19 protein-coding genes and 1 tRNA gene are annotated in these 19453 nt (G+C 31.0%); 10 read left to right on the top strand and 10 right to left on the bottom strand.

Features of this window, described 5'->3' with window-relative positions:
• Positions 1-4: 4 nt before the first annotated feature.
• The 4 genes from JAO71_RS14230 to folP form a co-directional block, all read right to left on the bottom strand.
• Positions 5-406 carry a hypothetical protein gene (locus JAO71_RS14230; protein ID WP_116823329.1) on the bottom strand — a complete coding sequence of 134 codons (402 nt, stop codon included), beginning with the start codon at positions 404-406 and terminating at the stop codon, positions 5-7.
• A 93-nt stretch (positions 407-499) separates the two neighbouring features.
• Positions 500-1285, bottom strand: a complete 786-nt coding sequence (cdaA, locus tag JAO71_RS14225; protein WP_028290689.1) for a diadenylate cyclase CdaA — start codon at positions 1283-1285, stop codon at positions 500-502.
• 35 nt (positions 1286-1320) lie between these two features.
• Complete coding sequence (locus tag JAO71_RS14220) at positions 1321-2028, bottom strand: hypothetical protein (protein ID WP_116823328.1); 708 nt, start codon at positions 2026-2028, stop codon at positions 1321-1323.
• Positions 2021-2845 carry a dihydropteroate synthase gene (gene folP, locus JAO71_RS14215; protein ID WP_203001472.1) on the bottom strand — a complete coding sequence of 275 codons (825 nt, stop codon included), beginning with the start codon at positions 2843-2845 and terminating at the stop codon, positions 2021-2023. The genes JAO71_RS14220 and folP overlap by 8 nt, the downstream gene beginning before the upstream one ends.
• 115 nt (positions 2846-2960) lie before the next feature.
• Between folP and JAO71_RS14210 the strand changes: the two genes are divergently transcribed.
• The 7 genes from JAO71_RS14210 (at position 2961) to JAO71_RS14180 (ending at position 9209) form a co-directional block, all read left to right on the top strand.
• Positions 2961-3500, top strand: coding sequence for a DUF1599 domain-containing protein (locus JAO71_RS14210; protein WP_028607659.1), 540 nt, complete (start codon positions 2961-2963; stop codon positions 3498-3500).
• Between the two features lie 33 nt (positions 3501-3533).
• Positions 3534-4841, top strand: coding sequence for a BT_3928 family protein (locus JAO71_RS14205; RefSeq protein WP_116823325.1), 1308 nt, complete (start codon positions 3534-3536; stop codon positions 4839-4841).
• Between the two features lie 95 nt (positions 4842-4936).
• Complete coding sequence (locus tag JAO71_RS14200) at positions 4937-6013, top strand: ABC transporter permease (protein ID WP_116823324.1); 1077 nt, start codon at positions 4937-4939, stop codon at positions 6011-6013.
• 12 nt (positions 6014-6025) lie between these two features.
• The gene (gene tpiA / locus JAO71_RS14195) at positions 6026-6775 is read left to right on the top strand and encodes a triose-phosphate isomerase (RefSeq protein WP_203001470.1); all 750 of its coding nucleotides are present in this window, start codon (positions 6026-6028) and stop codon (positions 6773-6775) included.
• 162 nt (positions 6776-6937) lie between these two features.
• A complete protein-coding gene (prmA, locus tag JAO71_RS14190; protein WP_028607655.1) occupies positions 6938-7777 on the top strand; it encodes a 50S ribosomal protein L11 methyltransferase in 840 nt (279 codons plus the stop codon).
• A gap of 225 nt (positions 7778-8002) precedes the next feature.
• The gene (locus JAO71_RS14185; protein ID WP_203001468.1) at positions 8003-8836 is read left to right on the top strand and encodes a M57 family metalloprotease; all 834 of its coding nucleotides are present in this window, start codon (positions 8003-8005) and stop codon (positions 8834-8836) included.
• Positions 8837-8933: 97 nt separating this feature from the next.
• Complete coding sequence (locus JAO71_RS14180; protein ID WP_203001466.1) at positions 8934-9209, top strand: ATP-dependent Clp protease adaptor ClpS; 276 nt, start codon at positions 8934-8936, stop codon at positions 9207-9209.
• Positions 9210-9397: 188 nt separating this feature from the next.
• Here JAO71_RS14180 and JAO71_RS14175 read toward each other — a convergent pair.
• Both JAO71_RS14175 and JAO71_RS14170 read right to left on the bottom strand, forming a co-directional pair.
• A tRNA-Arg gene (locus JAO71_RS14175) sits at positions 9398-9471 on the bottom strand.
• Positions 9472-9534: 63 nt separating this feature from the next.
• Positions 9535-9687 (bottom strand): hypothetical protein, encoded by a 153-nt coding sequence (locus JAO71_RS14170; protein ID WP_028607649.1) that lies wholly within the window; start codon positions 9685-9687, stop codon positions 9535-9537.
• 547 nt (positions 9688-10234) lie between these two features.
• Here JAO71_RS14170 and JAO71_RS14165 point away from each other — a divergent pair.
• Positions 10235-12214, top strand: coding sequence for an endonuclease (locus JAO71_RS14165; protein WP_203001464.1), 1980 nt, complete (start codon positions 10235-10237; stop codon positions 12212-12214).
• An 89-nt stretch (positions 12215-12303) separates the two neighbouring features.
• On the opposite strand, the gene JAO71_RS14160 is transcribed toward JAO71_RS14165, so the two are convergent.
• From JAO71_RS14160 to JAO71_RS14150, 3 genes are all read right to left on the bottom strand, one after another.
• A complete protein-coding gene (locus JAO71_RS14160; RefSeq protein WP_203001462.1) occupies positions 12304-12609 on the bottom strand; it encodes a hypothetical protein in 306 nt (101 codons plus the stop codon).
• Between the two features lie 468 nt (positions 12610-13077).
• On the bottom strand, positions 13078-14442 hold the full coding sequence (locus JAO71_RS14155; protein WP_203001460.1) for a M56 family metallopeptidase: 1365 nt from the start codon (positions 14440-14442) through the stop codon (positions 13078-13080).
• 2 nt (positions 14443-14444) lie between these two features.
• Positions 14445-14804, bottom strand: coding sequence for a BlaI/MecI/CopY family transcriptional regulator (locus JAO71_RS14150; protein WP_116823303.1), 360 nt, complete (start codon positions 14802-14804; stop codon positions 14445-14447).
• Between the two features lie 184 nt (positions 14805-14988).
• Here JAO71_RS14150 and JAO71_RS14145 point away from each other — a divergent pair, with 184 nt between their 5' ends.
• Entirely contained in the window at positions 14989-15933 is a 945-nt protein-coding gene (locus JAO71_RS14145; RefSeq protein WP_203001458.1) for a calcium/sodium antiporter, read from the top strand.
• A gap of 87 nt (positions 15934-16020) precedes the next feature.
• Here the strand turns inward: JAO71_RS14145 and JAO71_RS14140 are convergent, their stop codons facing one another.
• Entirely contained in the window at positions 16021-17040 is a 1020-nt protein-coding gene (locus tag JAO71_RS14140; RefSeq protein WP_028290086.1) for a glutamine synthetase beta-grasp domain-containing protein, read from the bottom strand.
• Positions 17041-17229: 189 nt separating this feature from the next.
• Here JAO71_RS14140 and JAO71_RS14135 point away from each other — a divergent pair, with 189 nt between their 5' ends.
• On the top strand, positions 17230-19416 hold the full coding sequence (locus tag JAO71_RS14135) for a glutamine synthetase III family protein (RefSeq protein ID WP_028290087.1): 2187 nt from the start codon (positions 17230-17232) through the stop codon (positions 19414-19416).
• The last annotated feature ends 37 nt before the right edge of the window (positions 19417-19453 follow it).

Genomic DNA, 19453 nt, shown 5'->3' with positions numbered 1-19453 from the left:
TACTTTATGATTTTACTCCAATTTTAGTTAGCATTTTTTTTAAAGTGTTAACATCTTTAATGGTCTTTAACTCATTTAAGTCACGTGTCTTTCCGTTAGTTAATTTAAAAGTATAACGTTTGGAACCTAGACTTGTTTTTTGCACTAAAGCTTCAATGTTTTTAACAGGAATGTTTTCTAAACTAGATTTTTTAGTAAAAAATATATACAATACAAAAATTGATAATAAAGCTAAAAATATCCAGATTGTTGACATAAAACTCAATTTAGTTATATTAACATCGTAAACGTTTAAAATAGCATTTACCAAATTAAGAATCATAATAGATTTAATTAACATGTGATGGGTTTTTAAACCATCCTTAATTTCTATAGTTTGATTATTTTCGTTGTATTTAATATTCATTTTTGATTGTTTTTAATCTTTTAAGAAAGTATTTTAGAAGCTTTAATTAGATTTAGTTAAAACTATCTGAGGTATTAGTGGTTATAGTGTATATTAATCTAAATCTGCCTTTAATATTTTAGCTAATTGTATGGTGTCTTCAAACGGAAGGAACTCACCATTTCTAAAGCAAGAAATCTGTCCAGTTTCTTCACTTACAGCAATAGCAATAGCATCTGTACGTTCCGTTACACCAACAGCAGCACGATGACGTAAACCAAAGCGTTGAGGAATGTTTTTCTCGTTGTTTACAGGTAAAATAACACGTGTAGCTTTTACAATATTATCTTGTATAATTATGGCACCATCATGTAATGGGCTATTTTTAAAAAAGATACTTTCAATAATAGGTTGCGTCACTTTAATATTCATTTCGTCACCTGTATTGGCTAAAAAATCAAGATTATTATTGCGTTCTAAAACAATTAAAGCACCAGTTTTTGTACTACTCATTTTATTGCAAGCAGATATAATAGCATCTATATCTGTGGATGTACCTTGTTCTATCTTTAAAAATTTTAATTGACTTAAAAATTTACGTCTACTAGCAAAATTGGTAGAGCCAATCATTAATAAAAATTTCCTGACTTCTTGTTGAAAAACTATAATTAATGCAATAAAACCAACACTAATAAAACCACCTAAAATCTTGGTTAATAATACCATTTGTAAGGCTTCAACCGTTAGGTAGATAAAGTAAATAACTACAATACCAATAAAAATATTAATGGCAACAGTACCTTTTACTAGCTTGTAAACGTAATAGAGCAGTAGTGCAACAAGCAAAACATCTATCATGTCTATCCATCCAAATTTTAGTATGTCTTTAAATATATCCAAGGGAAAGTGGTTTTTGTAAATTTAATATAATTGGGTTAATAAATGAATTCGTTGTTGTTTAACGAAAAATATTTTCCATTCATTTTTAATAACTTAGACTTTATTGTAATGTAATCTTGAAAATTCATTTTTTTATTAAAATTTAGTTTATAATGGCCTATGGCGTTAGTTTCTTTAAAATTTAGCTTTACTTTTTCAATGAATTCATTTAAGCTTAAGATTTTACTCCCTATTTCTAAATTCAAATCTTTATTAAAAAAAACAGATAGAGGAGAATTAGCAAATAGACCATCTATTCTGCGATTATAACCTTTTGGTAAAAAGGTAGGTTTTTCAATTGTATCTTTTTTAATTTCCAAATTTTTGTAAATAACATCAGTAAAATCAATAAACCCTAAATTTTTGATGCTAGTATCATTGCAAGTGTAATAATTTCTGGCTTTTTCATTTTTATGCATAGTTGCATTACGCTTTTTCTCTTGTAGTTTTATTATAGATGGTAACGCTTGTTCTAATGTTAAGCGATTGTCAACGTTTACTAACCAGTTAGTAGAAATAATTAAGTTTTTTCGGTTTAACTCAACACTATCCTGTTTGGTTTCGTCATAAAAAATATAAGCAGGAGAGACGTCCAAAACTTCTGTTATGTCTGCATTTTGTATTTCTGGTAGTTGCAGTACTTTTTCGTTTCCGCAAGAAAAAAATAAAAATAATACAGTTATAAATAAAAATCTGTTAAGCATCTAATTTATTATATAGAGTGATACATTCTTTGGCTTCTTTAACGTCATGTACACGTAATATTTTTGCGCCTTTTTGTAAAGCAATCATGTGTAAAGCAGTTGTTCCGTTTAAAGCTTCTTTAGCTGTTAGATCTAAGGTTTTGTAAATCATAGATTTTCTGGATATACCAGCTAATACTGGTAAATCTGCAATATTTAATAATTCAAACTTATTTAAAAGTTCAAAATTTTGTTCTAATGTTTTAGCAAAACCAAAACCAGGATCTAAAATTAAATCTATAATACCCAAGTCGCGTGCTTTGACAATACGCTCTGAAAAATAATAATTAATAGCCTTTACTAAGTTGTCGTATTGGGTTAATGTTTGCATGGTTTGTGGTGTGCCACGCATATGCATCATTATATATGGTACTTTTAAATCTGCAATGGTTGGTAGCATGTTATTATCTAAAAAACCAGCCGAAATATCATTAATCATAGCAGCACCTTCATTAATAGTTACCTTTGCTACTTGACTTCTAAAGGTATCAACAGATATGATACTATCAGGAAAATGACTAACCAAAAGTTTTATTATTGGTACTATACGTTGCAATTCTTCATCTTCACTTACAAAAGGCGCATTTGGTCTTGAGCTGTAAGCACCAACGTCAATAAACGTAGCACCTTCATTTAGCATGTTTTCTACTTGTTTTATTATTGAAGTTTCGTCTTTATAACGTCCACCATCAAAAAAAGAATCTGGTGTTATATTTAAAATACCCATTACTTTTGGAGTACTTAAATCTATAAGTTTGCCTTTACAATTTATTGTCATTGATACACTTAAATGTGGTGTTGGGATAACGTTAGCAAAACTTTAAACCCTAAACCTTGAACTTTAAATAATTTTATGCGAAATTTACGCAAAATTCAATTAGAGTTTATCAAATATGCAAGATACTTCAAAACAATACGATGCTGTAATAAAAACCTGTCGTGACCTTTTTATTAATAAAATGACAGATTATGGTAGTGCATGGCGAATTTTACGTTTACCATCATTAACCGATCAAATTTTTATAAAAGCACAGCGTATTAGAGGTTTGCAACAAAATGATGTACGTAAAGTTGACGAAGGTGAGCAAAGCGAATTTATAGGTATCATCAATTATTGTATTATGGCATTAATTCAGCTACAAAAAGGAGTGGTAGAGCAACCAGATATTGAAGTTGAAGAAGCTACTGTTTTATACGATGAGCAAGTAAAAATAACAAAACAGTTAATGCAAGATAAAAACCATGACTATGGTGAAGCTTGGAGAGACATGCGTGTTAGTAGTTTAACCGATTTAATTTTACAAAAATTATTACGTGTTAAACAAATTGAAGACAACTCAGGAAAAACAATTGTTAGCGAAGGGATTGATGCTAATTATCAAGACATGATAAATTACGCCATCTTTGCAATGATACATTTAACAGAACAATAAATTGCTTTTGCAATTTGATATTTAATTATAATTATGAAATACATAGTAGGTTTTTTAAGAATATTTGTTGGTATATTTTTTATAATTTCAGGATTTATAAAGCTTAACGATCCTATTGGATTTGCTTTTAAATTAGAAGAATATTTTGGACCAACCGTTTTAGATTTACCATTTTTTATTCCTTATGCACTAGGGATTTCTATAATTGTAGTCGTTTTTGAAGTGCTTTTAGGTATCTTTTTAATATTAGGTTATAAGCCTAAATTTACAATATGGAGTTTATTATTAATGATAGTTTTCTTCACATTCTTAACCTTTTACTCTGCTTATTTTGATAAAGTAAAAGATTGTGGATGCTTTGGTGATGCCATGAAAATGGATCCATGGGAAAGTTTCTGGAAAGATGTCGCGTTATTGGTAATGATAGTAATACTCTTTATTGGTATAAAATACATCAAACCATTTTTTGCAAAGTTACCAACTACAATATTGTCATTATTAAGTTTTATAGCTTGTTTAGGATTTGCTTACCATGTATTAATGCATTTACCAAGTATAGATTTTAGACCATTTAAAATAGGAAACAACATTACTGATAACATGATTGTGCCTGATGATGCACCACAACCAATTATTGAATACACTTGGACGTTTAATGAAAACGGAACCGAAAAACAATACATAACAGATGGATCTTATCCAAGCTCATCAGGAGACTATGTTGGTGTAACAACAGAAACCATCTCAGAAGGTTATGAACCACCTATACATGATTTTTCAATCGAAAAAGATGGTGAAGATTTTACAGAAGATATATTGTCAAGAGACAATGTTGTATTAATAGTTAGCTATAATTTATCATCTTCAGAGACAGAAGGTTTAAAAGCTATAAAAGTAACAGCAGATAAAGCCATAGCTAATGGATATGATGTTATTGGGCTGACAGCATCTGGACCAGATGTAGCAAATAAAGTTAAAGCTGATTATAAATTAAATTTTGATTATTATTTCTGTGACGAGACTGCTTTAAAAACCATCATTCGTTCAAATCCAGGAGTATTAAAATTAGAAAAAGGAACAATCATTCAAAAAGTACATTGGAATGATGTTGATGATTTAAATTTTCCAAAAGTAAAAAGACCTGAGCCTATAAAATTAAAAGAAGTTATTGCTTACTATATTGGAGACTCAATTGCTACTAAAGCAGAAGTAGACGCTTTAGATCCAGAAACTATACAAAGTATGGATGTGTTTAAGGATAGAGCGCAAATAGATTCATTAAATATAGACATAGATAAAACAATATCTGGATTAGTAAAAATAACACTTAAAACAGAATAACATCACTTCGACTGTTTTGTAAGGCACGAGCAAAATGTATCGAGAAGCGCACTATGTTGTAAAACAACATAAAAATGTATCTAAAATAAAACAATCTGGTAACCTATCTATTAAATAAAACGTTTTACGCATTACTCACTTTATTTGGTGTAGTAACCGTTATTTTTTTATTGTTTAGTGTATTACCAGGTGATCCAGCTCAAATGATGTTGGGCCAAAACGAGGATAGTCAACAATTAGCAATTATCAAAAAAAAATACGGATTTGATAAGCCTGTAGCAACTCAATATTTGTATTACTTAAACGATTTGTCAATAATATCGTTTCATTCAAATTTAGAAGAAGATTATACCTACCTAAGTCCAAACAAATATTCAGCTAACAAGCTATTTACAATAGGTAATACAACAACCGTTTTAAAGTTTCCGTATTTACGAGAGTCTTTTACAAAACAAGGTAAAAAAGTAAGTCAAGTATTATCAGAGACCTTACCAAATACATTTGTACTTGCAGTTTCTGCAATAATTATAGCCATGTTGCTAGGTGTAACATTAGGCGTGATTTCAGCATTAAAAAAAGATTCTTTTTTAGATAAAACCATTCAAATTTTAAGCACTTTGGGTATGAGTGTGCCTTCCTTTTTTAGTGCCATTTTATTTGCTTGGTTATTTGGATTTGTATTACACAAATACACTAATCTAGAAATGACAGGAAGTCTTTATGAGTTGGATGATTTTGGCGAAAACATGCATATCAAACTCAAAAACCTTATACTACCAGCAATCGTATTAGGTATAAGACCGTTAGCAGTCGTTATACAATTAATGCGCAACTCGCTGTTAGAAGTGTTTAATCAAGATTACATCAGGACAGCAAGAGCAAAAGGATTATCAGAATTTCAGATTATAAAAAAACATGCCATTAAAAATGCATTAAATCCAGTAGTAACAGCTATCTCAGGATGGTTTGCAAGCATGCTAGCAGGAGCAGTGTTTGTAGAGTATATATTTGGATGGAATGGATTAGGCAAAGAGATAGTAAATGCATTAAACACATTAGATTTACCAGTAATTATGGGATCCGTGTTAATTATTGCATTACTTTTCATTATAATTAATATTTTTGTAGACATCATTTACACTTGGTTAGATCCAAAAGTCAAATTACAATAAAACAGACCAATCATGAGAAAAAACATAGTAGCAGGAAATTGGAAAATGAATAACGATTTAGCACAAACCGAAGCGTTATTATCAGATTTAAAAAAGCAAACCAAAACCTCAAATGCTGAGGTCATGATAGCACCAACATTTACTAATTTATGGCACGCATTTGAAGCAACCAGAGAAGATGATATAGAAGTCGTTGCTCAAAACATGCACTTTGCAGAAAATGGAGCTTACACAGGAGAAGTCAGTGCAGATATGCTAAAAAGCGTAGGCGTTAAAACCGTAATACTAGGACACTCAGAGCGTCGTGCGTATTTTAATGAAGACGATGCAACACTAGCCAAAAAAGTAGATCAAGCCTTAACAAAAGACATGCGTGTAATTTTTTGTTTTGGAGAAGAGTTAACAGACCGTAAAGCAAATAATCAAGAAGCAATCGTAGAAGCACAAATTAAAAACGCACTATTTCATTTAGACGCTTCCGCTTTTTCAAACATAGTTTTGGCCTACGAGCCTGTTTGGGCAATAGGTACAGGTGAAACAGCCAGTCCAGAACAAGCCCAAGACATGCACAAATTTATCCGTAAAACATTAAACGATACTTACGGAAACGACGTAGCAGACAACATGACTATCCTTTATGGTGGAAGTGTAAAACCAGCAAACGCCAAAGAGATTTTCTCAAAACCAGACGTAGATGGAGGATTAATTGGTGGAGCAGCTCTAAAAGCAGCCGATTTTTACGCAATCGTAAACGCCTTTTAAATACTAATAAAAAATAAAAATTTGGGCGTTACCACAAGGGTCGCGTCTTCCGTTATATCTTTTTTATAAAATAGTCCCAAACTCAGTTTGGGACTATTCTACAAAAAAGGATGCCACTTCAACCGCTAACGCAGCATACCTGCAAAAAACAGTACCAATAAAATGTCAGACAATATCTATTTAGGCTATTACTTTAAAGTACAACCTTTACAACCAGCAACCGAAATTTTAATAGCAGAATTAGGTTTTGCAGGCTTTGAAAGCTTTGTCGAAACCGAAGAAGGTGTAACCGCTTACATTCAAAAAGACGAGTGGAATGACACAATCTTAAATGACATTCAAATATTACAATCAGACGAGTTTAAAATAGAATATACCTTTGAGCAAATCCAACAAACCAATTGGAATGCCGAGTGGGAAAAAAACTTCAACCCAATAGTTGTCGATGATCAATGTGCAGTACGTGCACCATTTCATGAAAAATTTGACACACCATTCGAAATAGTAATCGAACCAAAAATGAGTTTTGGAACAGGACATCATGAAACCACACATATGATGATCCAACATATACTTAAAAACGATTTTAAAGATAAATCCGTATTAGATATGGGTTGTGGTACAGCTGTATTAGCTATTCTTGCCGAAATGAAAGGTGCAAAACCAATAGATGCTATAGATATAGACAACTGGTGCTATTTAAACAGTCTAGAAAATGCAGAACGTAACAATTGTAAACACATATCTGTATATGAAGGCGAAGCTTCACTATTAAAAGATAAAAAATACGACACTATAATAGCTAATATTAATCGTAATATTTTATTAAACGACATTCCAACCTATTCATCATGTTTAGATACAAACGGAAGTTTGTTTTTAAGTGGTTTCTATATAGAAGATATTCCGATGATAGAACAAAAATGCAACGACCATAAATTAGTCTTAAAAGACAAGCTAAATAAAAACAACTGGGTTGCACTTAAGTTTGAAAAAGAATAAAAACTGTTAAAAATCTCCTTTTTTAGCTAATTATGTATAAAATTAACTCATTTTTTGATTAATTTTTTTCTTTTTACGGTAAAAACCGCAACAAATTTATTTGTGTAAGAATTATCTTTGACTTGATAATTATCTAACATACTATTAATATTAAAATAACATACTAATAGTGTGTAAAACCTTTACGTAAAGTAAACCATTTATTAATTTAAAATTCAACCAAAAATGAAGAAAATTAAATTTATGGCTTTAGCTAGCCTATGTTTTATTTTAGGATTACAATCATGTCAAAATGATGAAGCTACAATTATTGAAGAAGAAGAAGCTGTAGCAAAAAAAGAAGTTTCAGCAAAAGTTTTACAAAAATTAGCTGATGCACAAATTAACACCAAAGACGTTAAATACGTTGACTTTATGTTGCCTGACGGTACATTTAAAGAAATGATAGAATTAGAAGGTGATGTTCACATGAGTGAAGAAGATATTTTAAATCTTGAGCCTGTGTCAGCAAGTGACCGTAACTATCGTACAAACAATTTAGTGTCTCAAGGTAAAACCATAACAATTATTGGTTATACAGGTGGTAGTAATGCATTGTCAACAAAAGAACAAACTGCATTACAATGGGCTGTTAATAATTACAATGCGTTAAGCGGAGTTTCAATTTCATTTCAATTAACATTTGGTACTGACTATCAATCAAAAGATATGGTAGTGTATCATAACCCAAGTCAATCAGGTGCTGGTGGATCAGCAGGTTTCCCTAGTAATGGTAACCCATACAAGTTTGTTCAAATATATGGTTTGGATAACTATGATACAAACGTTGTAGAGCATGTTGTTACACATGAAATTGGTCACTCAGTTGGATTTAGACATACAGATTGGTTTAACAGAGCTAGTTGTGGTCAAAACCAAAATGAAGGAGCAGGATCAATTGGTGCAATTGATTTAGGAGGAAATAATCCAGAAGACTCAGTTATGTTAGCTTGTTTTAGTTCAGGTGAAGATGGTGAGTTTGGAGCAGATGATATTAGCGCATTACAGATAATGTACTAATATTAAGTTAAATACAATTTTTAAAGGCTTCTGTAATGACAGAAGCCTTTTTTTATACCCAATATTTTTTTACTTTTATACCCAAAAGAAAGTACGTATGAGTACAAAAGAAAAAATACAAGAACAACACGAGTTACAAACCTTAGAAAAACCCAATAATGAGATTGTAGTTTATAATGACGATGTCAATACTTTTGATCATGTTATAGATACTTTAATATATGCTTGTGACCATACACCAGAACAAGCAGAGCAATGTACTATTTTGGTGCATTATAAAGGACAATGTACCGTTAAAACAGGTTCTTATAAAGATCTAGAACCACGTTGCACTATGCTGCTAGAAGCAGGCTTAAGTGCTGAAATTATTTAATAAAAAAGCGTCTTATTATAAAGACGCTTTTTTATATCGTATTCTTTTGTGAATATTGATTTCTCAATAATGCAAAATGCTTTTAAGTTTTAGCAAAAGACTTATTTGTTTTTTCAAAGTTAAAATTCAGGTGATGTTAAAGTAAGGTATAAAAAAAGCAAGCTGTTTAGCTTGCTTTTTTTTTTTCGTGACCTCGATAGGATTCAAACCTATAACCTCTTGAGCCGTAATCAAGTGCGCTATTCAGTTGCGCCACGAGGCCTATTTTTTGTGGGTGCAAATATATGTCTTTTTATATAAGCGTCAAAGTTTTTTGAAGAAATTTTTAATTTAATGCGTTTTTTGTAACAAATACCTTCCAGCCAAAAATAGCCATCTGTATTTTAGTGGCTTTACTTAAATCTAATTTTTGCTTGGTATAGCTTGGTAATACAAGCTTATTTAGTTTTGCTAAAAACTTAAATAGTGATTGTTTCATAACACTTAATTTTTTTCAAAATTATTGCTTTATTATGTGTTAGCCAAAAGTCCTTTGTAATTTAAAAATAGTAAAACTTATTCTAGACTAAGTTTTACATTTTGGGTTTAAAGGCTAATCGATGTTAAGATGTCGATTATTAATTTGGCAAGTGTTAGCATAATTTTACAGTTTTAAGGGTTAATAATAACAACCGTTTTAAGGATTGTTTTTTGAAGATATATTTTTTGGATATTATCTTCCAAATAAAACATTGTAAATTGATAAAATTGACTTTACTTTTGTAATTAAAAAAATAGATTTAGTTTCATTTTTTTTGATATTCTCTTCATTGATGTGTTAATTATTAACTTAAATGATCTTTTAATGTTTCATATATTAACAATTGTAGGGCATTTTGTTGTTGGTTTTTTTAATCCAAGGGGATTTTAATGTGTTTTTTGGTGTTAAAAGAGGTTTTCATCTTTTGGTAACTTAAAAGTTAATTAATGTGTTAGTAAAATTTTACCTGATATTATGCTTTATATTTGCCAAAAAATATATTAATATGAAAAAAATTACTTTAATACTCTTTTTATTATTTGTTAGCTTAGGTTTTTCGCAAACCGTTGTGATTAACGAATTGGATAGTGATACCACTTTTGAAGGAAACAATATTGATAATCATGAGTTTGTCGAGTTGTTATCTGAAACTCCAAATTTTAGCTTAGATGGATATGTGTTAGTCTTTTTTAATGGATCAAACTCAGGAAACGACTCTAGCTACTATACCATTGACTTGGATGGCTACACAACAGATGTTAACGGACTATTTTTAATAGGTAACAATAGTGTGTCTCCAATCCCAAATTTAATTATTCCAAGTAATCTTATTCAAAATGGTGCAGATGCTGTAGCAATATATTTAGGTGATGATACAGATTTTCCTGAAGGTACTATGGCTACTCAAACTAATTTGGTAGACGCTTTAGTGTACGATACTAGTGATGCTGATGATGTTGCTTTAATGGCTTTATTAGGTGTTAGTACGCAATACAACGAAGGTTCTGGTAATAACACTAATTCTATTCAGCGTTTTGATGATGGTTTAGGTAATGCTAATAGTATAACTTACACATCAACTACACCAACACCAAGAGCTTTAAATGATGGATCAGGAATGGTTTTAAATGGTGTTTTAATTTCAGTGGTTGATGCTTATTTTAACGAAGGAGATTCATTTGATGTTACTTTTACTACAGAGCAAGCTGTAGATTCGGATTTAATCCTTGATTTTACTTTAAACAACGAAGGATTTAATACTTCGGACTTTACAGGAAATACACAGGTTACCATTCCGACAGGACAAAATACTATAACATCTACAATTACTTTGGTAGATGATACAATGGATGAAGGTGACGAGGAGTTTAAAGTTGTTTTGCAAACAGTACCAAATAATTATGTAAGATTAAATAATAATATTGAAAGACGAGTGGTTGATAACGATTTTGTAGTGGCTGCTTATGGTACGCCTTTAAATCCTACTTTTGGTATAGTGTCTAGTACTCAGCCAGATGGTTATTATAATTCTATTGATGGTTTGTCTGGTGCAGCTTTAGAGCAAGCGCTACAAGATATTATTGCTGAGGAAGGTGTTGTACGTGCACAAACCTATTCTGATATTATTGATATACTTGAAGAAGCAGACCAAAACCCTGAAAATTCAAACCAGGTTTGGTTAGTGTATACAGAGCAAGGTCGTGCTAAATTAGATTACCAAACCACATCTAATAATGTTGGAACATGGAATAGAGAGCATACTTTTCCTAGGTCTTTAGCTGGTTATAACAGCATTGATTTAGACGATTTTAGAGATGGTAAAAATACGTTTTGGAATACTACAGCAGATTCCTTAAGGCATGGTAATAGTGATGGTCATGCTTTGCGTGCTGCAGATGGACCAGAAAACAGTACAAGAAACAATCAGCATTATGGACAATATAATGGACCAACAGCTACAGCAGGAAGCTTTAAAGGTGATGTTGCTAGAAGTGTGTTATACATGCAAATTCGTTATAATGGATTAAGTGTAGAAAATGGGTTTCCTGATGTGTCTGGCCAAATGGGAGATTTAGCGACACTTTTAGATTGGCACAGAAATGATCCTCCTGACGATTTTGAAATGAACAGAAACAATGTTATTTATGAATGGCAAATTAACAGAAATCCATTTATAGACAACCCTGATTTAGTTGAATATATTTGGGGAAACCAAATGGGTAACGTATGGAATAATCCTTTAAGTGTTGATCAGTTTACAGCCGAAACTATCAAGGTGTATCCAAACCCTGTTAAAGATAAATTATATATTTCAGGAAATAAACAACAGTATAATGTCTCAGTTTTTTCTGCTGAAGGTAGAGTTGTTTTAACGCAAAAAGTTGATAATAATAGTTATCTTGATTTAGAATTAGCTAGTGGTTTATATATGGTTACTATTGAAACTAATGGAGAAAGTATTACCAAAAAGATTGTTATTGAATAAATGTAATATCTGTTTATAGAACAAAAAAAGACCTTCAATTGAAGGTCTTTTTTATTGTTTACTAAATAAATATTTTAGAAGTTTGGGTTTTAGTCGATGCTTATAACTCCCTCTGCATCAATGTTTATTGTTGTATTAGGAATACCTTTTGAGGACTGGTATAATACTTTGTTGTTTTGACCGCTAGAGTTGGTAATTAGCATTTTAAGTTTTGTGATTTCTTTTTTTCTATTTCTTCTTAGCGTTATGTACTCTAAAGTTTGTCCTAAAGACGAAATGTGTTTTTTATGTTGATCTAAAACTGTGTCAGGTGTATTTTTAGTTATCTCTAATTTTGTGAAGTTTTTGGAAGAATCTTCATCATCTGAGTAAGTTGTGCTTGAAAGATTGTACATGACATGCCAAGGACCGTCTTTTTTTATTGAATCTTTGTTTTTTGTACTGTTAGCTTCATAGGTTGCTCTCCAATTATTTTGTTTTTTAGTTGTAACTATTATAACTCCATTTTTGCCTTCTTCACCATAAGCATCAATCGCATTTTTGACTTTTAATACGCTTATATTATAGATGCTCTTTGGATCTATTGAGTTGAAATCTTTTAAATTTGTCTTTTTACCATTAACAATTAATAGTGCTTTTCTAGAATTTGTTTTATTTGAATAAATAGTGTTTAATTGATTGTTTATAAAAGCATCATCTTCCTTTGAGTTGGTATTAATTGTGTTAATTTCAGTTACTTCATAGTTGTTAATAGACCATGGATTGTTTTTTTTCGATATTACTTCGACAACATCATTTTTACCTTTGTCTCCATATTTTGCACTAGCGGTTTCTACTTTTAATGTATCAACAGAGTCTGTGTTTTAGGTGTTTAAGTTAGTTTCTTTTTTATTTACAATTTTACCATTTACAACATTTAAAGGTTCTTCTTTTGTATTATCTGTTTTTAATTTGATGTTATCTCCATTATTTGGGACATGTATCACATTGGTATTACCGCTGGCTTGTTTCATGGTAACAGGAGATGTTGTAATCCAATCTTCTGTAATAGTAATCACTGATTTGTTTTTGTCATTATTTATTAATAACTGTTTGTCAACAACTTTTAAAATAGTAGTATTAATAGGTGAATTATCTAATTTATCAAAAGCAACATGTTTTGTAAACTCAAATTGATCTATGTTTTTTGTTGCTATTGTTAAGGATATAATGTCCTGATTTTGGGTTCTTTTTATGTTAGAAAATTTAACTTCTAAATGGTTCAGCTTAGATTCTAGTTTGCTTTTAATTGCTTGAATCTCTTGGTCAGTGGACTTGGAGGTGATAATAAAAGTTTCGGTATTAACTGGGTGTTGTTGTATTTCCGCATTAGCGATATAAACCTCTTTTGTATTAAAACTCATTAAAAACAAGGCTAAAAAGGGTAGAATGATTGTAAGTTTTAAAAGGTTGCTTTTTTTTGATTTTGATTTTTGTAACATAACAATTCGTTTTTTGATTAATGATTGATAAAAATTATTGGTTATTGCTAGTTGACTAGTATTTAAACTAGCTTTTAATAATGCGGTTTGATAGCTTTTAGCGCATTCTGTTTTGTTCTGAGCCTCATGATCTGCTATAAATTCTAAGTTTTGTTGTAGTGCTTTTTTATACCACCAAATACAAGGATTAAACCAGAATAGTATTGTTGCTATTTGGGCTATTATGTTGTCTATTGTATGGTTTTGTGATGCATGGATTTTTTCATGAGTAATAATATGTTTTAATTCTTGTTTAGAAAACTGATAAGGATTGTAGACAATTGTTTTAAAAAAAGAAAAAGGTGCAATTTGCTTGTTTATTTGTACATGTTTAAATGCACCTTGTTTTATTGTTTTTTGATGCTTTAATAGCTTGTGTAATGACCAAAATTGAAGCGTTATTTTTATAGTCACAAACAGTGCTCCTAATAGGTAAACAATAGGTAGTAGTGTCCAATAATCAAATGTTGTTTCTTGAATTATAGGTTGTGTAATAGTTGTGTTGTTTGTTGTCTGGTGGTACTGTATGGGTGTTGGAGTGTATTCAATATAAATTGGGATTACGATTAATGGTAGTGCTATAGCTGTGAATAAACCAATTAATAAAAACCAACGATTGGCTTGAAAAAAGGTCTCTCTTTGAAGAAACAACTTGTAACAAGTGTAAAATAATATAATAATTGCCGAAGCTTTTAAAATGTATTCCATGGTTATTCTTGATTTTCTATTAAACGAATAATCTCTTTAAGCTCGTCAACACTAATTTTTTCTTCTTTAGCAAAAAACGAAACGACGTTTTTATAAGAGCTGTTAAAAAAGTTGTCAATTGCAGTATTCATAAACTTATTACGATACGCTTCTTTAGTAACAATAGGGAAGTAGCGATGTGTTTTTCCAAAAGCTTCATAACTAACATAACCTTTGTCTTCTAGATTTCTTATCATAGTAGATAGTGTGTTGTAATGTGGTTTATCTGTCTTTATTTCTGCCATAACGTCTTTTACAAAAGCGTGTTCTAGCTTCCATAATATGTGCATTATTTCTTCTTCCTTATTTGTTAGCTTTTGCATGTTGAGTATCAAGTTTATATTACAAAACAAACATAACTAAAAAAATAGTTATATAACTAAATTTATAGTTTTTTAACTATTTTTTTAGTTGTTACTTGGCTTTATTTCCGTGAAAGCGTAAAAAATAGACAGTCAAATTCTTAATTAAAAATTCAAAATGTATCTTCGCTAAAAATTAATATTTATGAGTATAGTCTTTCTTATTTTAGGGTTTGTATTATTGGTAGTAGGAGGAGAGTTTTTGGTACGATCATCTGTAGCTATGTCTTTTAAACTTAATATTTCTAAAATAGTAATAGGTATGACAGTAGTGTCTTTTGCTACTTCTGCACCTGAATTATTAGTAAGTCTTCAGGCAGCTTTAAAAGGTAGTCCTGCAATTGCAATTAATAATGTGGTAGGATCTAATATTGCTAATATTGGATTAGTTTTAGGTATTACAGCAATTGTTGGTGCTATTGCTATAGATAAGTCTTTTTATAGAATGACATGGCCAATTATGATGTTATTTTCTGGTGCTTTATATTATTTTTTATGGAATGATAATCAATTAATAGCTATTGAAGGTATGGTGTTATTTACAGCATTATTGATTTTTGTAGTGTATTTAATAAAAGGACAAAAACCTAGTGCTGATGATTTAGAAGAAGTGGATGATACTTTAGCGGTTGTGTCAAATTTTAAAATAATTATTTGGTTACTTATTGGTGCTGCTGCGTTGTATTTTGGTAGTGAATGGCTAGTAAAAGGAGCAACTCAGATTGCAACAAATTTAGGTGTTAGTGAGGCTGTTATAGGTGTTACAATGATTGCTATTGGTACAAGTGTACCAGAATTAGCAGCATCTGTAATTGCTGCAGCTAAAAAAGAGAAAGCAATTTCTTTAGGTAATTTAATTGGTTCTAACATTTTTAATATTGGATCTGTTTTAGGTTTAACGTCTATGATAAAAACTATTCCTGTTACAGAGCCACTAATTTTGTCTAGAGATATATTTTGGATGTTATTATTTGCTGCTGCTATTTTACCTTTAGGTTTATTGCCTAAGCGTAATGAGATTAATAAGTTTAAAGGTTTTGCATTGGTTATATTATATAGTGTGTTTATTGTTTTGGTCTTTAAAGGTTAAAACAATATAATTACAATAAGATATAAAAAAAGGCTTTCTAGTTATTTAGAAAGCCTTTTTAGTTGGATTTAACTATGTAATCAAATATTAACTAATATTTGCAGATTTTACCGTTTTGATAATACGACCTGCAATTTTGTATGGATCACCATTAGATGCTGGACGACGGTCTTCTAACCATCCTTTCCAACCTTTTTCAACGGTAATAATTGGTATACGTATTGATGCACCTCTGTCAGATACACCATATGAGAAATCGTTTATAGAAGCAGTTTCATGGTCACCAGTTAAACGTTGGTCGTTAAACTCTCCATAAACAGCAATGTGCTCTTTAACTACTGGTCTAAATGCTTCACAAATTTTCTCGTAAGTTTCTTGGCTACCACAAGTTCTTAAAACAGTGTTAGAGAAGTTGGCGTGCATACCAGAACCATTCCAGTCCATATCTTTACCTAATGGCTTTGGGTGGTAATCTATATAATAACCATAGTCTTCTGTTAATCTGTCAAGAAGGTATCTTGCAATCCAGATTTCGTCACCAGCTTTTTTTGCACCTTTAGCAAATAATTGGAATTCCCATTGTCCAGAAGCAACCTCTTGGTTAATTCCTTCAAAGTTTAAACCAGCATCTATACATAAATCAGCATGTTTTTCTACTAATTTTCTACCATGAGTGTTTTTTCCACCTACTGAGCAGTAGTACATACCTTGTGGTGCAGGATAACCACCAATAGGGAAACCTAGAGGTAATTGAGTTTTTGTATCCATGATAAAGTATTCTTGCTCAAAACCAAACCAAAAGTCATTATCTTCATCTTCAATAGTCGCTCTTCCATTAGATACGTGTGGTGTTCCATCTGCATTTAAAACTTCAGTCATTACTAAGTAACCGTCTCTTCTTGCAGGATCAGGATAAATGGCAACTGGTTTTAAAAGACAATCAGAAGATCCTCCTGATGCTTGTTTTGTAGAAGATCCATCAAAAGACCAGATTGGGCAGTCTTCTAATTTTCCGCTAAAGTCATTTTCAACTTTAGTTTTGCTTCTCATGTTTTGTGTTGGAAAATAGCCATCCAACCAGATGTATTCTAATTTAGATTTACTCATGATAAAAACTCTTTTTTAGTTATTTGTTTACACAAATATAAAATAAAAATAAATTGACCCATTAAAAAATAGAGGTCTAAATGTAATATTTATTAAAAGACTGTTAATAACCCTGTATTTTTTAGGGTATCTTATTTTAAGAGTGCTTATTTTTGTAAATTCGTAAAATTAATAACTTAAAATATTTATATGTCAACATTAAGATTTCATGCTATAAAAGAATCATTAAAACATAAACCGATTGTTATCCAAGAAAACCATCGTCGTTCTGAAATCTTTGGAAGCAATGTCTTTAATGAATCCACAATGCGTCAGTATTTAACTAAAGAAGCTTTTGAAAGCGTTAGAGATGCTATACAGTTAGGTAAAAAAATTGACCGAGTTGTAGCTGATCATATTTCTACAGGAATGAAAGAATGGGCAATCTCTAAAGGAGCGACGCATTATACACATTGGTTTCAACCTTTAACAGGAGCAACAGCTGAAAAGCATGATGCTTTTTTTGAAACAATTGGAGGTGGATTAGCTATCGAAAAATTTGGAGGAGGACAATTAGTACAGCAAGAACCTGATGCGTCTAGTTTTCCAAATGGAGGAATAAGAAACACTTTTGAAGCTAGAGGGTATACCGCTTGGGATCCAACATCTCCAGCATTTATTTATGGTACAACATTATGTATACCAACCGTTTTTGTGTCATACACAGGTGAAGCGTTAGATTATAAAACCCCTTTATTAAGAGCTCTACAAGCTGTAGATAGCGCAGCTGTAGCAGTCTGTAAATACTTTGATAAAAATGTAAAAAAAGTGAATGCGTCTTTAGGATGGGAGCAAGAATACTTTTTAATAGATCGTGATTTAGCAATGTCTAGACCAGATATTGTACAAACAGGACGTACATTGTTAGGTCATGCACCTGCAAAAGGACAACAGCTTGATGATCATTATTTTGGAACTATCCCTAATCGTGCTATGGCTTACATGCGTGACCTTGAAACCGAATGTATGTTGTTAGGTATTCCTGTTAAAACAAGACATAACGAGGTCGCTCCAAATCAATTTGAATTAGCGCCAATTTTTGACGAAGCTAATTTAGCGGTAGATCATAATTCATTACTAATGGATGTGATGGATAAAATTGCAGATAGACATAATTTTAAAGTGCTATTTCATGAAAAACCATTTGCAGGCGTTAATGGTTCTGGTAAACATAATAACTGGAGTTTAAGTACAGATACAGGTGTCAACTTATTAGGACCAGGAAAAACACCAATGAGTAATCTTCAGTTTTTAACCTTTTTTATAAATACAATAAAAGCAGTTAATGATAATGAAGAGTTGCTTCGTGCAGCTATAGCTTCAGCGAGTAATGATCATAGATTAGGAGCAAACGAGGCACCTCCAGCAATTATTTCTGTATTCATAGGTCAGCAATTAACTAAGACTTTAAATGAGTTAGAAAACGTGACTAATGGTAAATTGTCTCCTGAAGAAAAAACAGATTTAAAACTAAACGTTGTTGGTAAAATTCCTGATGTGTTGTTGGACAATACAGATAGAAACAGGACGTCTCCTTTTGCTTTTACAGGAAATAAATTTGAATTTAGAGCAGTAGGATCTACAGCTAATTGTGCTAACCCAATGACAGTTTTAAATAGTATTGTCGCTAAACAATTAATAGACTTTAAAGTTGAGGTTGATGCCTTGATTGATAAAAAGGATATGAAAAAAGATGATGCTATATTTAATGTCTTAAGAGAGTATATCAAGAAGTCCAAAAATATTTTATTTGAAGGAAATGGTTATGGTGAAGCTTGGGAAAAAGAAGCAAAAAAACGCGGACTTAGTAATAATAAAACAACACCAGAGGCTTTAAAAGCAAAAATATCGAAACAAACATTACAGCTTTTTGAAGAGCTAGGTGTGATGAATACAATTGAATCTGAAGCTAGATATGAGATTGAAATAGAAGAATATGTTTTGCGTATTCAAATTGAAAGTCGTGTGTTAGGTGATATAGCACGTAACCATGTAGTACCAACAGCAGTTAGATATCAAAACATTTTAATCAAAAATGTAAAAGGATTAAAAGAGATTTATGGTAAAGACTTTAAAAAGTTTGCACAAGAGCAATTAAATTTAATTGAAGAAATCTCTGAGCATATTGCTTCAATAAATTCAAATGTCACAAAAATGACAGCAGCAAGAAAAGCTTCTAATAATAGTAAAGATTTGGATAAAAAAGCAATGGCTTACTGTAATAATGTCAAGTCTTTGTTTGAAGATATTAGGTACCACTGTGATAAGTTAGAGCTGCTAGTTGATGACGAGCTTTGGCCTTTAACAAAATACAGAGAGTTACTGTTTACTAAATAAAGAAAAATAAAAGAATTAAAAAAGCCTCATTTGAGGC

The organism is Olleya sediminilitoris (assembly GCF_016785945.1).
In the GTDB taxonomy this organism is placed as follows: Bacteria; Bacteroidota; Bacteroidia; order Flavobacteriales; family Flavobacteriaceae; genus Olleya; species Olleya sediminilitoris.
The sequence above is the reverse complement of the archived record's forward strand: the minus strand, read 5'-3'. Positions and strand labels throughout refer to the sequence as shown.

Bases quoted from the DNA above. Each gene is read 5' to 3' on its own strand.
- JAO71_RS14185 (WP_203001468.1), top strand. From the start codon at position 8,003: ATGAAGAAAATTAAATTTATGGCTTTAGCTAGCCTATGTTTTATTTTA.
- JAO71_RS14155 (WP_203001460.1), bottom strand. From the start codon at position 14,442: ATGGAATACATTTTAAAAGCTTCGGCAATTATTATATTATTTTACACT.
- JAO71_RS14205 (WP_116823325.1), top strand. From the start codon at position 3,534: ATGAAATACATAGTAGGTTTTTTAAGAATATTTGTTGGTATATTTTTT.
- JAO71_RS14180 (WP_203001466.1), top strand. From the start codon at position 8,934: ATGAGTACAAAAGAAAAAATACAAGAACAACACGAGTTACAAACCTTA.
- prmA (WP_028607655.1), top strand. From the start codon at position 6,938: ATGTCAGACAATATCTATTTAGGCTATTACTTTAAAGTACAACCTTTA.
- JAO71_RS14170 (WP_028607649.1), bottom strand. From the start codon at position 9,687: ATGAAACAATCACTATTTAAGTTTTTAGCAAAACTAAATAAGCTTGTA.
- JAO71_RS14210 (WP_028607659.1), top strand. From the start codon at position 2,961: ATGCAAGATACTTCAAAACAATACGATGCTGTAATAAAAACCTGTCGT.
- folP (WP_203001472.1), bottom strand. From the start codon at position 2,845: ATGACAATAAATTGTAAAGGCAAACTTATAGATTTAAGTACTCCAAAA.
- JAO71_RS14230 (WP_116823329.1), bottom strand. From the start codon at position 406: ATGAATATTAAATACAACGAAAATAATCAAACTATAGAAATTAAGGAT.
- JAO71_RS14150 (WP_116823303.1), bottom strand. From the start codon at position 14,804: ATGCAAAAGCTAACAAATAAGGAAGAAGAAATAATGCACATATTATGG.
- JAO71_RS14145 (WP_203001458.1), top strand. From the start codon at position 14,989: ATGAGTATAGTCTTTCTTATTTTAGGGTTTGTATTATTGGTAGTAGGA.
- JAO71_RS14135 (WP_028290087.1), top strand. From the start codon at position 17,230: ATGTCAACATTAAGATTTCATGCTATAAAAGAATCATTAAAACATAAA.
- JAO71_RS14160 (WP_203001462.1), bottom strand. From the start codon at position 12,609: ATGTACAATCTTTCAAGCACAACTTACTCAGATGATGAAGATTCTTCC.
- tpiA (WP_203001470.1), top strand. From the start codon at position 6,026: ATGAGAAAAAACATAGTAGCAGGAAATTGGAAAATGAATAACGATTTA.
- JAO71_RS14220 (WP_116823328.1), bottom strand. From the start codon at position 2,028: ATGCTTAACAGATTTTTATTTATAACTGTATTATTTTTATTTTTTTCT.
- JAO71_RS14140 (WP_028290086.1), bottom strand. From the start codon at position 17,040: ATGAGTAAATCTAAATTAGAATACATCTGGTTGGATGGCTATTTTCCA.
- JAO71_RS14165 (WP_203001464.1), top strand. From the start codon at position 10,235: ATGAAAAAAATTACTTTAATACTCTTTTTATTATTTGTTAGCTTAGGT.